We start from the raw sequence: 16332 nt of genomic DNA, 5'->3' as shown, positions 1-16332 counted from the left end.
AAGTGTGGGAGGGGGCTTGCCCCCTCCCACATTTAAATCAGCATGCTTCTTAGAAGATGTAGTCGGTTGTCAGGAAGCTTGAGTCACGATTACGCAAGATGTCACTGACCAGCGCCTTGTTGCTTTCCTGGAACTTGGTCGCCACCAGGGTACGGATCGAGAACACGCGTAACGCGTCATGCACCGACAGCGTGCCCTCGGCCGAGTTCTTGCGCCCGTTGAACGGGAAGGTGTCCGGCCCACGCTGGCATTGGGCATTGATGTTGATGCGTCCAACCTGGTTGGCGAAGGTGTCCACCAGCGTGCCAACGGCCTCGGGGTTGGTGCCGAAGAGGCTCAGTTGCTGGCCGAAATCCGAATCCAGCACATAGTCGATCACGGTTTCCAGATCACGGTAAGGCACGATCGGCACCACGGGGCCGAACTGTTCCTCGTGGTACACGCGCATCTGCGGGTTCACCGGGTAGAGCACTGCGGGGTAGAAGAACGAGCCGCGACTGACACCGCCGTTGGGGTTCACCACGTGGGCGCCGTGCGCTGCGGCATCGGCCACCAGGCCGTTGAGGTAATCCACCTTGCCCACTTCGGGCAAGGGTGTCAGCGCAACCCCGTCTTCCCAGGGCATGCCGGGCTTGAGGGTGGCGAGTTTCTGGTTGAATTTCTCGATAAAGCGCTCGACCACATCCTCATGCACAAACAGGATTTTCAGTGCGGTGCAGCGCTGGCCGTTGAACGACAGCGAACCGGTCACGGCTTCGCTCACCGCATTGTCCAGGTCGACCTCGGGCAACACGATACCGGGGTTTTTCGCATCCAGGCCCAGCGCTGCGCGCAGACGGTGGGGCTTGGGGTGCAGCTTTTTCAGGTCACTGGCGGCCTTGTTGGTGCCGATAAATGCAAAGATATCGATCTTGCCGCTGGCCATCAGCGCGCTGACGGTTTCGCGGCCACTGCCGTAGATCACGTTGATCACCCCGGCCGGGAAGCTGTCGCGGAAGGCTTCCAGCAATGGGCGGATCAACAGCACGCCGAGCTTGGCCGGCTTGAACACCACGGTGTTGCCCATGATCAACGCCGGGATCAGCGTGGTGAAGGTTTCGTTCAGCGGGTAGTTATACGGCCCCATGCACAGCGCTACGCCCAGCGGTACGCGGCGGATCTGGCCGAGGGTGTCCTGCTCCAGTTCGAAGCGGCTGGAGCGGCGGTCGAGTTCCTTGAGCGCATTGATGGTGTCGGTGATGTAGTCGCAGGTGCGGTCGAACTCTTTCTGCGAGTCCTTGAGGTTCTTGCCGATCTCCCACATCAGCAGCTTGACCACCGCGTCGCGCTGTTCGCGCATACGGCGTAAAAAGGCTTCGACGTGCCTGATGCGATCAACCACGCGCATCGTCGGCCATTCGCCCTGGCCACGGTCGTAGGCGCGCACGGCGGCGTCGAGGGCGGTGAGGGCGGTGTCGGCGTCGAGCAGCGGGGTGCTGCCGATATGCACGCGTTCTTCGCCGAACTGCACCGGGCTCTGCACCTTGGCGAGCGGGCCGTTCCACACGTGCAACCGGCCGTCTACCAGGTAGTCACGCTGTTCAATGGGCGCGCCCAGGCGGAAGGCTTCGGGAATCTCGGTGGCGGAGGCGGGAAACAGCTCGGCGAGCAGGTTGCTGGTGGTCATATCGCTACCCCTGGAAAAGTTACAAAACATGACTGGGACATGACTAGAGAGTCACCCAACAGAGGGCTCTATGGCAAGGCTTGCGCGCTTTCTTGTACGCATGGCAGTGCGCGGCGGTTAAACTGCGCGACTTTCTGGAAGGAGTTCACATGAGTCAGTACCAGCCGGGCATTCTTGCCGCACCGGTGCCATTGCAGGCACGCCATCTGTTTTTTGCCGTGGACTCCCTGGGCGGCGTACCGGCCGCGCTGGACGCACTGGTGCAATTGGCCGATTCGGCGGCGGTGGTCGGCTTGGGTGAACCGCTGGTCGCGGCATTGGGCACGCATATCGACGGGCTGCGTGCATTCCCCGCCGTCAGCGGCCCGGGCGCACACAACCCCTCGACTCAACAGGCGCTGTGGGTATGGTTGCATGGGGTGGATCGGGGGGAGTTGCTGTTACGCAGCCGCGCCTTCGAAAAAGCCCTGGCCCCAGCCTTTCGCCTGGTGCAGATGACCGAAGGGTTCCGCTACAAGACCGGCTTCGACCTCACCGATTATGAAGACGGCACCGAAAACCCCCACGATGATGCTGCGGTCGAAGCCGCACTGACCGACAGCGGCGCCAGCTTCGCCGCCCTCCAGCAATGGCAACATGACCTCGACGGCTTCGCCGCCTTGCCGGCCCTGGAGCGCGACCACATCATCGGTCGCCGGCATGGCGACAACGAAGAGCTGGACGATGCCCCCGCGTCCGCCCACACCAAGCGCACCGCGCAGGAAAGCTTCACCCCGGAAGCCTTCGTGGTACGCCGCTCGATGCCATGGGCCGAGAACGGCCAGGCCGGGTTGATGTTCCTCGCGTTTGGCCACTCCTTCGACGCGTTCGAGGCGCAACTGCGGCGCATGAGCGGCCTGGAAGATGGAATTGTCGATGGGCTGTACCGCATCAGCACGCCGTTGACCGGCGGTTACTACTGGTGCCCGCCGATCCAGGACGGACGTCTGGACCTGAGCGCGCTGGCACGCTGATCGACTGCGCGAACCGCTGCCTGAAAAGCGCCCTGACCCGAACGGTCAGGGCGCTTTTTTTTGTGGCTGTGTATCACGCTGTATCTGAGCACCCTCCTGATACACCGGCATGACGTTCTATCGCGTTCGCGACACAGAGCGGATACACGCCTGGCTTTAACTCTGTTCACCAGCTGGCGCAGGCGGTCATCGACCCCAAGGCGCCCTGGCCACACTCAGTCAAGCCAGGAGATTCACCCATGAAGCGTTCTTACGCAGCCCTTGCGGCAACCCTCGCCCTGTCCCTCAGTGCCTTCGCGGCCGTGGCCCATGCCGATGAGCCCAAGCCCCAGGAGAAATGCTTCGGCGTGGCCCTCGCGGGTGCCAACGATTGCGCCGCAGGCAAAGGCACCTCATGTGCCGGCACCGCCACCACCGACTACCAGGGCAACGCCTGGGTGTTGGTGGACAAAGGCACCTGCACCCAGATCAAGACCCCCAAAGGCTACGGCAGCCTCACGGAGCAACCATGAGCCGAGCGGCCCCGGCGGTGGTGATCCAGCGCCTGCTGCCCCAGGCCCTGCTGTTGCTGGTGGCCCGTGTGGGCATCGCGGCGGTGTTCTTCCTGTCGGGGCGTACCAAGGTCACCGGTGTGCTTGAACTCAAGCCGTCGACCTACACGCTGTTTCGCTCGGAATACGCCTTACCGCTGATCCCGCCGGACTGGGCCGCGCACCTGGCGACCTACGCCGAGCACCTGTTCCCGCTGTTGTTGGTGTTGGGCCTGCTGACCCGTCCGGCTGCTGCCGCACTGTTGGGCATGACCCTGGTGATCGAGGTGTTTGTGTACCCCGATGCCTGGCCGGTGCACCTGACCTGGGCGGGCCTGTTGCTGCCGCTGCTGGCGTATGGCGGTGGAGCCTGGTCGCTGGACCGCCTGCTGGCGGCTAGACGTGGCTGACTTTCTACAACCTGAATGGAGCTTTCCCATGCGTATGCTTTCTTCTCTGGCCATTGCCATGGCCTTGACCGTTCCCATGCTGGCCCAGGCGGCGCAGGCCCCACAGCCTCCACAGCCCGGCACCGGTAAGAACGTGGTGATCGTGCCCGGATCATTTGTTGACGGTTCCGGTTGGCGGGTGGTGCACGACATCCTGATTCATAAGGGCTACAAGGTCACGGTGGTGCATCAGGGCCACGAAAACCTCGCAGCCGATGTGGCCGAAGCCCGTGAAGTGCTGGAGCAACAGGTCGGCCCGGTGGTGCTGGTGGGCCACAGTTCCGGGGGTGGCGTGATCTCGATTGCCGGTGACCGCGACAAGGTCAAGGCACTGGTCTACGTCTCGGCTTTGCAGCCGGAGGTGGGCGAGAACATGGCCCAGTTGATCGGCTCCATGCCGGCGCCCAGCGATGACATCCAACAGAAGCGCGACGGTCATCTGTTCTTTGACCGCGCCAAGTTCAACGCGGACTTTGCCGCCGACCTGAGCACCAACCGCACTGATTTCATGGCCGCCTCCCAAGTGCCGGCCACCACCGCACTGTTTGGCGGCACGGTGTGGGCTGCGGCTTGGCACAAGAAGCCGACCTACGCGGTGGTGTCCACCGAAGACCGCGCCCTGAGCCCCGACCTGCAACGTTGGATGTACCAGCGCGCCGGTTCCAAGGTCACCGAAATCAAAGCCAGCCACGCGGTGTACATCTCCCAGCCCGAGGCTGTGGCGAAGGTCATCGAAGACGCTGCATCCGTTATCCAATAACCCACGACACCCTGGAGAAACACCCATGAACACTGCACTCAAATCCCGCTTGAGCCTGGCTGCCGCCGCCGCACTGATCGCCATGGCCTCGGCTTCATTCGCCACTGCCGCCAGCGCCGCCGACGCGCAGGAAAAGCCCGGCCGCTGCTACGGCGTCAACACCTGCAAGGGCACCAGCCTGTGCGCAACCGCCAAGAACGACTGCAAAGGCCTCAACAGCTGCAAAGGCGAAGGCGTGATCGTCAAGACGCCGTCTGAATGCCTCAAGGCCGGCGGCACCTTGACTGAACCGAAGTAATCCACCCGGCGAGCCCTGCGCGGGCTCGCCACTTTTTTTGCGGGGATCCGCCATGCCGACACCTAATCCTCACTTTTCCGGCTACGGCCTGGGGCTGCGCAAGGAGCATTACTGCGACTTTCTGGAAACCTCGGTCCCCGTGGACTTTGTCGAAGTGATCTCCGAAAACTTTATGGTCGCGGGCGGCCAGCCCCGGCACATTTTGCGCCAGGTTCGCGAGCGGCACCCGGTGGCGCTGCACGGGGTGTCGATGTCGATCGGCACCGCCGAGGGGCTCGACGCCCACTACCTGCGGCGCCTCAAGTCGCTGGTCGATGAGATCGAGCCGCTGTTTGTCTCCGACCATCTGAGCTGGTCACGCAGCGGTCACTTCAATGCCCACGATTTATTGCCGGTGCCCTACACCGAAGAGGCACTGGACCGGGTGTGCGCCAATATCGATCAGGCCCAGGAGGCGTTGGGTCGCACGCTGCTGTTCGAAAACCCGTCGAGTTACCTGGCCTTTGATGGCGCCGTCATGAGCGAGTGGGCATTTATCGACGCCATGACCAAGCGCACGGGCTGTGAGTTGCTGCTGGACATCAACAATGTGTTTGTCAGCGCCAGCAACCACGGCTTCGATGCCGACGCGTTCCTCGACGGCATCCCCGCCGAACGGGTACGCCAGGTGCACTTGGCCGGGCATAGCCAGGGCCGCGAATTGTTGATCGACAGCCATGACAGCCCGGTGTGTGACGAGGTGTGGGCGCTGTATGCCAAGGCCATGGCCAAACTGGGCCCGGTGGCGACCATGATCGAACGTGACGATGAGATTCCGCCATTGGCCGAGTTGCTGCGGGAGTTGTCGATGGCCCGCACGCTGGGAGCGCAGCCATGAACCTGGCCGAGTGGCAGCAAACCTTTCGGACCTGGCTGGTGAGCGCGTCGGATGAGTCCGCTCAACGGCTGGGCAATCACCACGCCGGTCTTGCGGTGTACCAGAACAACTACCGTGCCCAGTTGGTGGGGTGCCTGGAGCAGGCGTTTCCCAACCTGCGCCGTTGGCTGGGTGAGACGGCGTTCCTGGCGGCCAGCATGACTTACATCGACCAGCAGCCACCCCACGCCTGGACCCTGGATGCCTACCCCGAGGGCTTCTATCACAGCTTGAAAAGCACGTTTGCCCACAATCCCGATGTGCACGAACTGGCCTGGATCGAGTCGGCCCTGAGCGAAGCCTTTGTGGCCGCCGATGCTCAACCCGTGCCGTTGGAGGCGCTGGCCGGGGTGGACTGGGACACGGCCCACCTGCGGTTGACGCCGTCGCTGCGTTGCCATGCCTTGACCACCAATGCCGAGGCGATCTGGTCAGCCTTGTGGCAAGAGGCCGCGGCCCCCGAAGCGGTCATGCTTGATGTCCCGGGTGGTGTGCTGGTGTGGCGGCGGCAGTTCACCTCGCGCCTGCGCCAGGTGGATGCGCTGGAACTGCACGCATTGTTGCAGGTGCAGGGCGACGGCAGTTTTGCCGGGTTATGTGAGTGCCTGGTCGAGCGCCTGGGGGAAGAGGCCGGTGTGATGCAGGCCGGTGAGTACCTGGCCGGGTGGCTGGGCAGTGAGTTGATTGTGGAGGTGGGCCATGTTTGATCGTCGTGATTTTCTGCTGCTGGCGGCAGTCACCCTGTCCGCGCCGGCGTTTGCCGTGCAACAGGTCAGCACCGATGAGCAGGACATTCGCTATGAACAGGCCGGGCCGGAGGAGGGCCGTGCGATCATCCTGCTGGCAGCCGATACCAATGCCTTTGCCGCAGTGATACCCGCTCTGGCCGCCCAAGGGTTTCGGGTGATTGTGCCGTACTTGCGCGATGCGCGCGACGCAGCGCTTGGCCAGGATGTGCTGGAACTGATGAATGCACTGCATATCCCCGAGGCGGTACTGGCGGGTGTGGAATTGGGGGCACGGGTGGCTTCGCATGCTGCGCTATTGAAGCCGAGTCGCTGCGTCGGGCTGGTCACCTCGAACACCGCGCCCCAGCCCGGTTTTGCCGAGGCGGTGGGGCTGATGGCGAAGACCGGACACTGGCGAACATGAAAATATTGACAGCCAGGTGATCGGCCACTGAAAAAAATCCCCGCTGCCCGTAACCTAGAGGCCTTTGTCACCTGCGGGGAGTGTTCATGTCTTCTGTTGCCGATGGGTTGCCCGCCCATAAACGCTGGCCGGCGGTGATTGCCCTGTCGCTGGGGATCGGCATGGCGACCCTCGACACGGCCATCGTCAACACCGCGTTGCCGACGCTGGCCGAGGGGATCGGCACCGATTCGGCCTCGGTGATCTGGGTGGTCAACGCTTACCAGTTGGCGATCATCGCCACGGTGCTGCCCTTTGCATCATTGAGCGATGTGCTCGGGCACCGGCGGGTCTATCTGGGCGGCTTGTTGCTGTTCATTGTCTCGTCGCTGTTGTGTGGGCTGGCCGGTTCGCTATTGACCCTGACCGCCGCACGCGTGGCGCAAGGGCTCGGCGCGGCGGCACTGATGAGCGTGAATACCGCGTTGCTGCGGCATATCTACCCGTCAAAAATGCTTGGGCGCGGGCTGGGCTACAACTCGCTGGTGGTGGGGTTGGCATTTACCCTCGGGCCGACCGCTGCGTCGGCGATTCTGTCGGTGGCGACCTGGCATTGGCTGTACCTGATCAACGTACCCCTGGGGCTGTTGGCACTGGGCCTGGGGTTGCGCGCGCTGCCGGTACTGCCGTTGACCGGGCATGCCTTCGACCGTCTTGCCGCGCTGTTGTGTGCCGGTCTGTTCGCCTTGCTGGTGCTGGGGCTGGGCACCGCCGTGCACGGCGCCCAGGGCGCATTGACCCTGGGCCTGCTGGCCTTGGCGCTGGGTTGCGGTGCCTGGCTGCTGCGCCGCGAGGTCGGACACCCGGCTCCGATGCTGGCGGTGGACCTGTTCAAGCGCCCGGTGTTTGCCCTGTCGTCCCTCACGGCCATCTGTGCGTTCAGTGCCCAGGGGCTGGCCTTTGTGTCGCTGCCGTTCCTGTTGCAAGCGGTGCTGGGGCATAGCCAGGTGGAAACCGGGTTTTTGATGACGCCGTGGCCGGCGGTCGTCGCGGTGATGGCGCTGGTGGCGGGGCGCCTCGCGGATCGAGTGTCGCTGGCGCTGTTGTGCGGCATCGGGCTGTTGATGCTCAGTGTGGGCATGGCGACGTTGGCCACGCTGGGCAGCGGCGCATCGGCCTTTGAGATTGGCTGGCGCATGGCGTTGTGTGGTGCCGGGTTCGGCTTTTTCCAGTCGCCCAACCTCAAGGCGATCATGACCAGCGCCCCCTTGGCCCGCAGCGGCGGCGCCAGCGGCATCGTGGCGATCTCGCGCTTATTGGGGCAGACGCTGGGGGCGTCGCTGGTGGCGTTCTGTTTCCATCTGTCTGTGGGCAGTGGTCCTGAGTACGCGCTATGGCTGGGTTGCGCGTTTGCCTTGGTCGGCGCCGTGGCCAGTGGCTTGCGTCTGTTGCCCTATGACAAAAAGGTCGGATAAATCGTTGTAAAACGCCGGTCGGGAAGGCTACCGTGGCGACCTGAATATTTCGGAATGTTTCAGCATTATGTCGGTCCAGGCTCAACGCACTGCTGATGTGTCTTCCCGCCGCGCCGCGCTGACCCTCGCGTTATGCCTGCCCAGCGATGTACTGCTCTACCTGCTGCTGCCTATGGAGTCCCAGGCCTTTGGCATCACCCTGGCCCAGGCCGGCGTGCTGCTGGCGGCTAACCGGCTGGTGCGGATTTTCGGCTATCGCCATGTGCTGAACTTCTACGCGCGCCATGGCGACCGGTTGACCTGCATGATCGCGGCGGGGGCGGCGACCGTCTGCGCCGTGGGCAACTCGATGCTCTCAGGGTTCGCTGCGTTGCTGGGGTTGCGGCTGATCTGGGGCCTGTGCTTTGCCGCGTTGAACCTCTCCACCCAGGTGCTGGCGACTTCGGAGCCTGCCGGCGCGGCACGCCGGGCCGGGCGCTCGCGGGCGATGATTGCGCTCGGGCCAATGCTGGCCTTGCCCCTGGGCGGCTGGCTGACCTTATGGGCCGGGCCACGGCCGATCTTTCTGATTCTGGCCGGCAGCTGCTTGTTGGGGGTGTGGGCGGCGCACGGCCTGCCCAGGGTCGGCCATGACTTGCACAGTGCGGGGCGCCGTTTCAAATGGCCCGACAGCGTGGCGACCTGGTCATTTATCGAAGGCGTGGCGCTGGACGGACTCTTTATCTTTGGCCTGTCGATCCAGGCGCAGAAGCTGCTGGGGGGCGATGCAGTGCTGATCGCCGGTGGCCTGATGGCCCTGCGGTATGCCTCGGAGATGCTCCTCAGCCCGCTCGGCGGTCGTGCGGCGCAACGCTTCGGGGCCACTTCGATGTTGCTGCTGTTTTCGTTCCTGAGCGCCTTGGCCCTGGCGGCGTTCGGCAGTTACTGGGTGGTCATCGGCGCGGCGGCGGTGCTGGTGCTGCGCGCACTGCAACTGCCATTGGTGACCACCCTGGTCGCGGAGCGCAACCCGGGCTCGATGCGCGTGTCGGCACTGGCTTCCAACGCGGTATGGCGGGATATCGGCGCGGGCCTGGGGCCGTTGCTGGCGGGCCTGTTGCTGCCGGTAGCTGCGGCGCCCTGGGTGTTCGGCCTGGCCGGCGCGGCGATTGCGCTGAGCGCGGTGTTCTGCTGGCGGGCAAAAAGTTGAACGATGGCGCACGGCGGTTTCTCTAACCCTGTGTAGACCCTTTGAGGTGAACCATCATGCCCGAATACAAACAGCCGCCGCCCGGCACCCCGAACCCTGACCGCACACCCGGTGAAGAGGAGCGCGACAACGATGCGTTGCGTCCCAACGACCCGGCGGAGCGTCAGGACAACGATGTGGAACGGGTCGAGCACGACCTCGACAACCTCCACGACAAAGCCCGCCCGCTCTGAGCAAGGAGATTGCCGTGAATGACACGCCCAAAGGCCCGCGTTCGAGCGAGCACGCCAGCGGCAAGGATGAGTTGGGGTTTGACCCGGATTCGCCGGACGTGGCGGACCCGCAGGTGGACCCTGTCGGTCCGGCTATCGCCCCGTTGGATAAGGACAAGAAAGACCAGGATGAAAACAAGCCGCTCTATGACCCGTTGGGCGACCTGAAGCCTTGAACAGGAAGTTGAGCGCGGTTCTCACAGCGAGGCGTTAAGTTCATCGATCAGTGTCTCGCGGTACTTCAACGCCGAGATCGACCGATCGCCGAGCTTGCTTGCCACCGCGCTCAACAAGCCCTGGGCGAGCAACATGAAGGCGCACATGCTGTTACTGAAAAACAGGCTGTGATTGGGCACATAGAAGCTGTGCAGCGCCACTTTGGCCAGTGGCGAGCTGGAGGAGTCGGTCAACGCAATGACTTTGATCCCATGGCGCGCTGCAATCTCGGCGGTGGCCAGCACACTGGGGGTGTAGGGGAAGCAACTGGCAACCACCAACACGTCCCCCATGTCCAGCTGTGCCAGCGCATCCGCCACGCCTTGTCGGCTGGAGTCGAGGGCCGACACATCCGGGCGCAGCATGCCCAGGCCATACGACATGAACAGCGCCAGTGAATTGAACTGCCGCATGCCATGAATCCGCACTCGGCGCGCCTCGGCCAGCAGTTCTACGGTCTGTACGAACACCTCGGGATCGACCTGTTCGATCATGCTGGCGATGTTGGCGCTTTCCTGGCGGCCCAGGCGGGTCAGTTGGTTGAGGATGTCCTTGTCTTCATGATTGACCACCAGCCGTGAGGCCTGGTCGCTGTAGAAGTGCTTGCCCTCGGTAATTTCCCGCCGAAACACATCCTGCAACTTGCTGAAGCCGCCGTAGCCCAGGCGTTGCGCCAGCCTCGAGAGTGTCGAGGCATTGACGTCCAGTTGCTCCGCCAGCTCACTGATCGAGGACACCGCCGTGCGTTGCGGTGACTCGATCAGCGCCATCAACACCCGCCTGGAACTGCTGCCCAGCGCGATATCGACGTCGCGCCGTTCGATAGCCGCGAGCAATTGCTTGAGGCCGTCCAGCGTGTCGGGAAGGGCTGTCAGGGCTTTATTCATCACAGGGTCCATGTCAATGAGTGGCTACGCACCCAGGTGAACCACGCCTTCGGCAGCGGCTTGGTCGGTGTCAGGCTGCGTATAAATGCGCCACTCTACAGTGTTGGCGCTGATCCGAAAAACGCCGGTTGCCAAGGTGTTCTCATCGTCCGGATCATCCGCCGCACTGCGGTACACCGGCAGATGCCCACCGGAGGTGTCACGCAGCAGCGTCAGCGCAACCTCCGCGTGCAATGCGCCAGGCCATTGCAGCAGGTGCATATTGATACAGCGTTGCCTGGCGCCGGAGCTGTCGGTAATGCGCTGTGCCACCTGGCTCAATGCTGGCGCAACCAGATGGTTGGAATGCCCGACCGGCGCCTGGACTTCACGCACGTGGCTCGCGCCTGCGCACGCTTCCACACTGACCACCCGCAGGCTCCCCGCCTGGCCGAACGTGTGGTGAAACGCGCCGGCGCGGTCGGTGCGTGTCACGATCGAGATCGCCTCATCAAGGGTACTCGCGTCCAGCGTCGCGCGCCCCAGGATCTGGCGTGGGATGCCGGAGGGGATATGCAAGGGCCGGATATTGTTGACGGTCGCCACCAGCCCGCGCTCATTCACCGCCAGTGTATGCCCGGGCAGTGAGCCGGGGTAAACAAAGCTGGTGAACGCCAGGCCGGCATCCGGCGTGGCATGCAGCAGTGCGCAATGGCCTCTGAGTTGCGGGAAGCCGTCTTCGTTATGGGCGATCAGCGTACCGCCTTGGGTGGGGCCGAATACGGTCGTGCAGCCATCCACGCTGTGGGGGTGCACGTAGTCGCCTCGGCAATTCCACATGAACACCTCATCCACCGGCAACTGCAAGCCGTCGGCCAGCCCTTCGAGTTCCTGCCAGTAACGCGGGAACTCGTCTTGCACCCGCTGGCGCATCTGCCAGGCCGCCGGGGTGTGTGCCTGCGCCGCCAGGTATTGCCAGAGAGCAAGGGGACGCAAGTGCGTAGCCACCGCGTCGCGGCCGAAAACCCCCAGCCCGCGGCCGATCGAATAGGCACTTCCATCAAGATGAATAGAGGGCAGTGTCATTGCATCTCCTCACGATACATGTTGCAGAAACTCGCGCAGGCGCGGGCTTGGCGGGTTGGCGATGAGTTCGGCGGGCGGGCCGTCCTCTGCGATGCGGCCCTTGTCGATGAAGATCAGGCGCGTGGCAACCTTGCGTGCGAAATCCACTTCGTGGGTGACGATCACCATGGTCATGCCTTCATCGGCCAGCGATTTCATCACGGTCAGCACTTCGTGGCGCAATTCCGGATCCAGCGCGGATGTCGGTTCGTCAAACAGCATGAGCTTGGGCTTGACCGCCAATGCCCGTGCGATGGCGACGCGTTGCTGCTGGCCGCCGGACAGCTCGGAGGGGAAGTGATTGGCACGTTCGGCCAAACCGACTTTTGCCAGCAGCTCGGCGGCCAGTTGCTCGGCCTCAGTACGGCTGGCGCCGCGTACCCGTACCGGGCCGAAGGCGACGTTCTGCAGCGCCGTCATCTGAGGGAACAGATGAAACTGCTGGAACACCATGCCCGCTTCCTGGCGGATCAGACGCTCATCGACCTTGGGATCGTTGACCTCCAGGCCATCGACGATCAGTTGGCCGTCGGTGATCTCTTCGAGTTTGTTGATGCAGCGCAGCAGGGTGGATTTACCCGAGCCCGACGGTCCGATGATGACGACCACTTCACCGCTGGCGATCTTGAGGTTGATGTCGTGCAGCACCTGAGTGCTGCCGAAGTGCTTGGACACACCTTTGAACTCGATCATAGGATTTTCAGCCTCGATTCCATACGTCGCAGTACATAGCTCAGCACCAACGTAATGATCAGATAGATAACGGCGACCGCAGACCAGATTTCCATCGCGCGGAAATTGCCGGCGATCACTTCCTGGCCCTGGCGGGTCAATTCGGCGACACCGATCACGATGAACAGCGACGTGTCCTTGATGCTGACGATCCATTGGTTGCCCAGCGCCGGGATCATCCGGCGGAACGCCAGCGGGGCGATCACATAGCGCAGCGTATCGCGCCTGGACAGGCCCAGCGCCAACCCGGCTTCGCGGAAACCTCGGTTGATCGACAACACCGCGCCGCGGGTGATCTCGGCGATGTAGGCGCCGGAGTTGAACATGATGGTCACGACGGCAGCCGAGAATGGATCGATGCGCACCGGAATCATCATCGGTAGCGCAAAGTAGATGAACATGACCTGCACCATGATCGGTGTGCCACGGATCAGTTCGATGAAAACAAGCGCAACACGGCTGCTGATAAAACCACCGTAGGCACGGGCAAAACCCGCACCTACGCCGATGACGGCACCACCGATCAGACCCAGGATCGAAATCCACAAGGTCAGCTTGGCGCCGTCGAGCAGGACCGGCAGCGCATCCCAAATGGCGCTCCATTGGAAATGCATGCTGAATTCTCTATTGAGGAAGGACGGGAGTTATTGCGGATCGGTGCCGAACCACTTGCGATAGATCTGCGCGTAGGTGCCGTTCTCGCGAATCTTCTTCAGCGCCGCGTTGACCGGCTCGCGCAATTCGCTACCTTTGGGGAAACCGATGCCGTACTGCTGCGCGAGCATCTGTTGGCCGACGGCCTTCACCTGGCCTTCGCCTGCCGTCTTGATGTAGTACAGGACGTTAGGCGTGTCGTGCATGGCGGCATCGACGCGGCCGGTGCGCAGTTCCAGGTAGGCGTTATCGATATTGGGGAACTGGCGCAGTTCGCTGGCTTTCAGGTTGGCCTTGGCGTAGTCCGCTGCCGAGGTACCGCTTTTTACCGCCAGGGTCTTGCCGGCGATATCCGCTTCACCTTTGATGGTGTTGTTGTCGCTTTTGACCATCAACAGGAAACCGCTGTTGTAGTAACCATCGGAGAAGTCGATGGCTTGCTTACGCTCTTCCTTGATCGTGATCCCGGCGAGCGCCACGTCGACATTATGGGTTTGCAGGGCAGGGATGATGCCGTTGAAGTCCATGGGCTTGAGCTGGTAGCTGACGCCCATTTCTTTGGCAATGGCGGCCCACAGGTCGATGTCGAAGCCCACGTATTCGTTGCCTTGCTTGAACTCGAACGGTACGAACGCGGTGTCGGTCGCGACCAGCAGTTCCTTGCTCGCAGCGAAGCTGCTTGAGGTGGTGACCAGTGCCAGTGCCGCCAGTGAGACCTTCAGAAAGTGCTTCATGGGTATTTTCTCTTCAGGGGGAAACAAGCCCGAGGCTAGCCTGGGGCGATGGGGATAGCGGCAGTCAATTTTTTGAGTGATCCACAGGAATTCACTCCACTTTTTTGTTATAGGCCCGGCTAGCCACCCAAAAGAGGAGGCGCACGACACATTTGCTTTTTAGCAAAATATACATGCATTTATTTTGCGTGCAACTATATTTTGCGTGGCTGGCGCGCCACGAAAAATGGTTTTAAGCCATAAAAGTCTGGGTTTTACGGGTTTATTTGAGCGGTAAGGCACTGAATGGTTATGCAAAAAATAATTGCATTTAAAAAATCTGCATCTATTATTTGCAAAAAACCGGAGCGGCATCCATGAGCCACGTCTTTCATCGCAGCCTTACACAAAGCTACCCCATTGCAGTCAAGGGCGAAGGGCCTTACCTGATCGACGCCAATCAACGTCGTTACCTGGACGCCAGTGGTGGCGCTGCGGTGTCGTGCCTGGGCCACAGCGACCCGGACGTGATCGAGGCGGTGCGTCGGCAGGTGGGGCAGTTGGCTTATGCCCACACCTCCTTCTTTACCACGCAGGTGATGGAGGAACTGGCTGATTTCCTGGTGGCACGAGCCCCGGCGGGCATCGATTCGGTGTACTTCGTTTCAGGCGGTTCGGAAGCGATAGAGGCGGCGCTGAAACTCGCTCGCCAATACTTCATCGAGATCGGCCAGCCCCAGCGCAAGCACCTGATCGCACGGCGCCAGAGCTATCACGGCAATACCCTGGGTGCGCTGGCGACCGGTGGTAATGAATGGCGGCGCAGGCAGTTTGAACCGCTGCTGATTGACGTCAGTCATGTCAGCCCATGCTATGCCTATCGCCAGCAACAGGACGGTGAATCCGCCGAAGCGCTGGGCGTGCGCCTGGCTGGCGAACTGGAAGCGGAAATCCTGCGTCTGGGGGCTGAAAACGTCATGGCGTTTGTCGCCGAGCCTGTGGTCGGCGCGACGCTGGGCGCGGTGACTGCGGTGCCGGGCTATTTCAAACGTATCCGAGACGTGTGTGACCGCCATGGCGTCTTGTTGATTCTGGATGAAGTCATGTGCGGCATGGGCCGTACCGGCAGTTTGTTTGCTGCAGAGCAGGAAGGCATCACGGCGGATCTGATCACCATCGCCAAAGGGCTGGGCGCCGGTTACCAGCCCATCGGCGCAACGCTGGTGAGCCGGAAAATCCGCGATGCGATCGCCTCGGGCTCTGGGTTCTTTCAGCACGGCCATACCTATATCGGCCACGCCACCGCCTGCGCCGCCGCGCTGGCGGTACAGAAAGCCATCGAGTCGCGTGGGTTGCTCGCCCAAGTCAACCGCTTGGGGGAGGGCCTGCGTGAGCGTTTGCTGGATCGTTTCGCCGAGCATCCGCACATTGGTGATATCCGCGGCCGTGGGCTGTTCCAGGGCATCGAACTGGTCGCCGACCGCAACAGCAAGGCGCCTTTCGACCCGGCTCTCAAGCTGCACGCCAAACTCAAGCAGGCGGCCATGGCTGAAGGCTTGATGTGCTACCCCATGGGCGGAACCATCGACGGGCAGCGGGGCGATCATATCCTTCTGGCACCGCCGTTCATTCTTGAGGATCATCACCTTGATGAGATCGCCGACAAACTGCTGGTTGCGGTGACGACCACGTTGAAGAACCGCTGAGGGGAGCGCGCAATGGCTATTCAATCGCGTCTAAGCGAGTTGACCGAAGCGTCGATGAGCGATGCCCAGCGCGCTGTGCTCAAGGAGATCCTGGCAGGGCCGCGTGGCAATCTGGATGGGCCTTTCCTGGCCTGGATCCACAGCCCGCAACTGGCGAACCATGCACAGCGGCTGGGGGCCTTTTGTCGTTATGGCACGCAACTGGAACTGCGCCTTACCGAGTTGGCGATCCTGTTTACGGCAGCCTGGTGGCAGTCCCAGGCCGAGTGGCAGATTCATGAGCCCATTGCGCGCTCAGCTGGTGTCAGTGATGCGGTCATCGAAGCTTTACAGCAGCAGGCAGCGCCGCCCTTTACCCGTGAGGACGAGGCGTTGGTCTATCGCCTCGGCAAGACGCTTTATGAAACCCGGCGTATCGATGACGCGCTCTATGCACAGGCGATAGCGGCTTTCGGAGAGCCGGCCGTGGTTGAGCTTGTCGGTGTTTTTGGCTACTACGCGCTGGTGGCGATGACGCTGAATGTGTTCGCGGTGCGCCGTGATACGGATGCACCACTGCCATTTGTCGAGCGCTGAACAGTCTGTCCTGTGTCTGATCTATAAAAAAGCCCCACCTTTATG

Annotated in this window: 20 protein-coding genes; 14 read left to right on the top strand and 6 right to left on the bottom strand. The window is 62.3% G+C overall.

What is annotated here, in order from left to right; genetic code table 11:
- Nucleotides 1–49: 49 nt before the first annotated feature.
- Entirely contained in the window at nt 50–1666 is a 1617-nt protein-coding gene (locus JBE38_RS21875) for an NADP-dependent glyceraldehyde-3-phosphate dehydrogenase (protein WP_205345109.1), read from the bottom strand.
- A gap of 149 nt (nt 1667–1815) precedes the next feature.
- On the opposite strand from JBE38_RS21875, the gene JBE38_RS21870 reads away from it, so the two are divergent.
- The 12 genes from JBE38_RS21870 to JBE38_RS21815 all read left to right on the top strand — a co-directional run bounded on the left by JBE38_RS21870 (nt 1816) and on the right by JBE38_RS21815 (nt 9875).
- Complete coding sequence (locus JBE38_RS21870) at nt 1816–2679, top strand: Dyp-type peroxidase (protein WP_205345108.1); 864 nt, start codon at nt 1816–1818, stop codon at nt 2677–2679.
- Between the two features lie 239 nt (nt 2680–2918).
- Nucleotides 2919–3191, top strand: a complete 273-nt coding sequence (locus JBE38_RS21865; protein ID WP_060755693.1) for a BufA1 family periplasmic bufferin-type metallophore — start codon at nt 2919–2921, stop codon at nt 3189–3191.
- Entirely contained in the window at nt 3188–3619 is a 432-nt protein-coding gene (locus JBE38_RS21860) for a DoxX family protein (protein ID WP_060755692.1), read from the top strand. Before JBE38_RS21865 ends, JBE38_RS21860 begins: the two co-directional genes overlap by 4 nt.
- 28 nt (nt 3620–3647) lie before the next feature.
- Complete coding sequence (locus JBE38_RS21855) at nt 3648–4418, top strand: alpha/beta fold hydrolase (protein ID WP_205345107.1); 771 nt, start codon at nt 3648–3650, stop codon at nt 4416–4418.
- Between the two features lie 25 nt (nt 4419–4443).
- Entirely contained in the window at nt 4444–4716 is a 273-nt protein-coding gene (gene bufA2 / locus JBE38_RS21850; protein ID WP_060755690.1) for a BufA2 family periplasmic bufferin-type metallophore, read from the top strand.
- A 52-nt stretch (nt 4717–4768) separates the two neighbouring features.
- Nucleotides 4769–5593, top strand: coding sequence for an MNIO family bufferin maturase (gene bufB, locus JBE38_RS21845; protein WP_205345106.1), 825 nt, complete (start codon nt 4769–4771; stop codon nt 5591–5593).
- Nucleotides 5590–6339 carry an HvfC/BufC N-terminal domain-containing protein gene (locus tag JBE38_RS21840; protein ID WP_060755688.1) on the top strand — a complete coding sequence of 250 codons (750 nt, stop codon included), beginning with the start codon at nt 5590–5592 and terminating at the stop codon, nt 6337–6339. Before bufB ends, JBE38_RS21840 begins: the two co-directional genes overlap by 4 nt.
- Nucleotides 6332–6784: an alpha/beta fold hydrolase gene (locus JBE38_RS21835; RefSeq protein ID WP_205345105.1), complete on the top strand. Its 453-nt coding sequence runs from the start codon at nt 6332–6334 to the stop codon at nt 6782–6784. Before JBE38_RS21840 ends, JBE38_RS21835 begins: the two co-directional genes overlap by 8 nt.
- A gap of 86 nt (nt 6785–6870) precedes the next feature.
- On the top strand, nt 6871–8238 hold the full coding sequence (locus JBE38_RS21830; RefSeq protein ID WP_205345104.1) for an MFS transporter: 1368 nt from the start codon (nt 6871–6873) through the stop codon (nt 8236–8238).
- A 67-nt stretch (nt 8239–8305) separates the two neighbouring features.
- The gene (locus JBE38_RS21825) at nt 8306–9427 is read left to right on the top strand and encodes an MFS transporter (RefSeq protein ID WP_090370235.1); all 1122 of its coding nucleotides are present in this window, start codon (nt 8306–8308) and stop codon (nt 9425–9427) included.
- Between the two features lie 56 nt (nt 9428–9483).
- On the top strand, nt 9484–9660 hold the full coding sequence (locus tag JBE38_RS21820) for a hypothetical protein (protein WP_162843525.1): 177 nt from the start codon (nt 9484–9486) through the stop codon (nt 9658–9660).
- 14 nt (nt 9661–9674) lie between these two features.
- Nucleotides 9675–9875 (top strand): DUF6021 family protein, encoded by a 201-nt coding sequence (locus JBE38_RS21815; protein WP_205345103.1) that lies wholly within the window; start codon nt 9675–9677, stop codon nt 9873–9875.
- A 21-nt stretch (nt 9876–9896) separates the two neighbouring features.
- Here the strand turns inward: JBE38_RS21815 and JBE38_RS21810 are convergent, their stop codons facing one another.
- From JBE38_RS21810 to glnH, 5 genes are read right to left on the bottom strand one after another with little or no spacing between them, the layout of a single operon-like run.
- Nucleotides 9897–10802: a MurR/RpiR family transcriptional regulator gene (locus tag JBE38_RS21810; protein ID WP_090370240.1), complete on the bottom strand. Its 906-nt coding sequence runs from the start codon at nt 10800–10802 to the stop codon at nt 9897–9899.
- 24 nt (nt 10803–10826) lie between these two features.
- Nucleotides 10827–11867: a C45 family autoproteolytic acyltransferase/hydolase gene (locus JBE38_RS21805; protein ID WP_090370242.1), complete on the bottom strand. Its 1041-nt coding sequence runs from the start codon at nt 11865–11867 to the stop codon at nt 10827–10829.
- Nucleotides 11868–11876: 9 nt separating this feature from the next.
- The gene (gene glnQ, locus JBE38_RS21800) at nt 11877–12599 is read right to left on the bottom strand and encodes a glutamine ABC transporter ATP-binding protein GlnQ (RefSeq protein ID WP_060755681.1); all 723 of its coding nucleotides are present in this window, start codon (nt 12597–12599) and stop codon (nt 11877–11879) included.
- Nucleotides 12596–13252: a glutamine ABC transporter permease GlnP gene (gene glnP, locus JBE38_RS21795; RefSeq protein ID WP_060755680.1), complete on the bottom strand. Its 657-nt coding sequence runs from the start codon at nt 13250–13252 to the stop codon at nt 12596–12598. The genes glnQ and glnP overlap by 4 nt, the downstream gene beginning before the upstream one ends.
- Before the next feature lie 30 nt (nt 13253–13282).
- The gene (gene glnH, locus JBE38_RS21790) at nt 13283–14026 is read right to left on the bottom strand and encodes a glutamine ABC transporter substrate-binding protein GlnH (protein ID WP_060755679.1); all 744 of its coding nucleotides are present in this window, start codon (nt 14024–14026) and stop codon (nt 13283–13285) included.
- Between the two features lie 356 nt (nt 14027–14382).
- Between glnH and JBE38_RS21785 the strand changes: the two genes are divergently transcribed.
- Entirely contained in the window at nt 14383–15711 is a 1329-nt protein-coding gene (locus JBE38_RS21785) for an aspartate aminotransferase family protein (RefSeq protein ID WP_060755678.1), read from the top strand.
- Between the two features lie 12 nt (nt 15712–15723).
- Nucleotides 15724–16287: a carboxymuconolactone decarboxylase family protein gene (locus JBE38_RS21780; protein WP_090370248.1), complete on the top strand. Its 564-nt coding sequence runs from the start codon at nt 15724–15726 to the stop codon at nt 16285–16287.
- Nucleotides 16288–16332: the final 45 nt, after the last annotated feature.

It is taken from the genome of Pseudomonas sp. ICBG1301 (assembly GCF_016918385.1).
GTDB classification, from domain to species: Bacteria; Pseudomonadota; Gammaproteobacteria; order Pseudomonadales; family Pseudomonadaceae; genus Aquipseudomonas; species Aquipseudomonas palleroniana.
The sequence above is the reverse complement of the archived record's forward strand: the minus strand, read 5'-3'. Positions and strand labels throughout refer to the sequence as shown.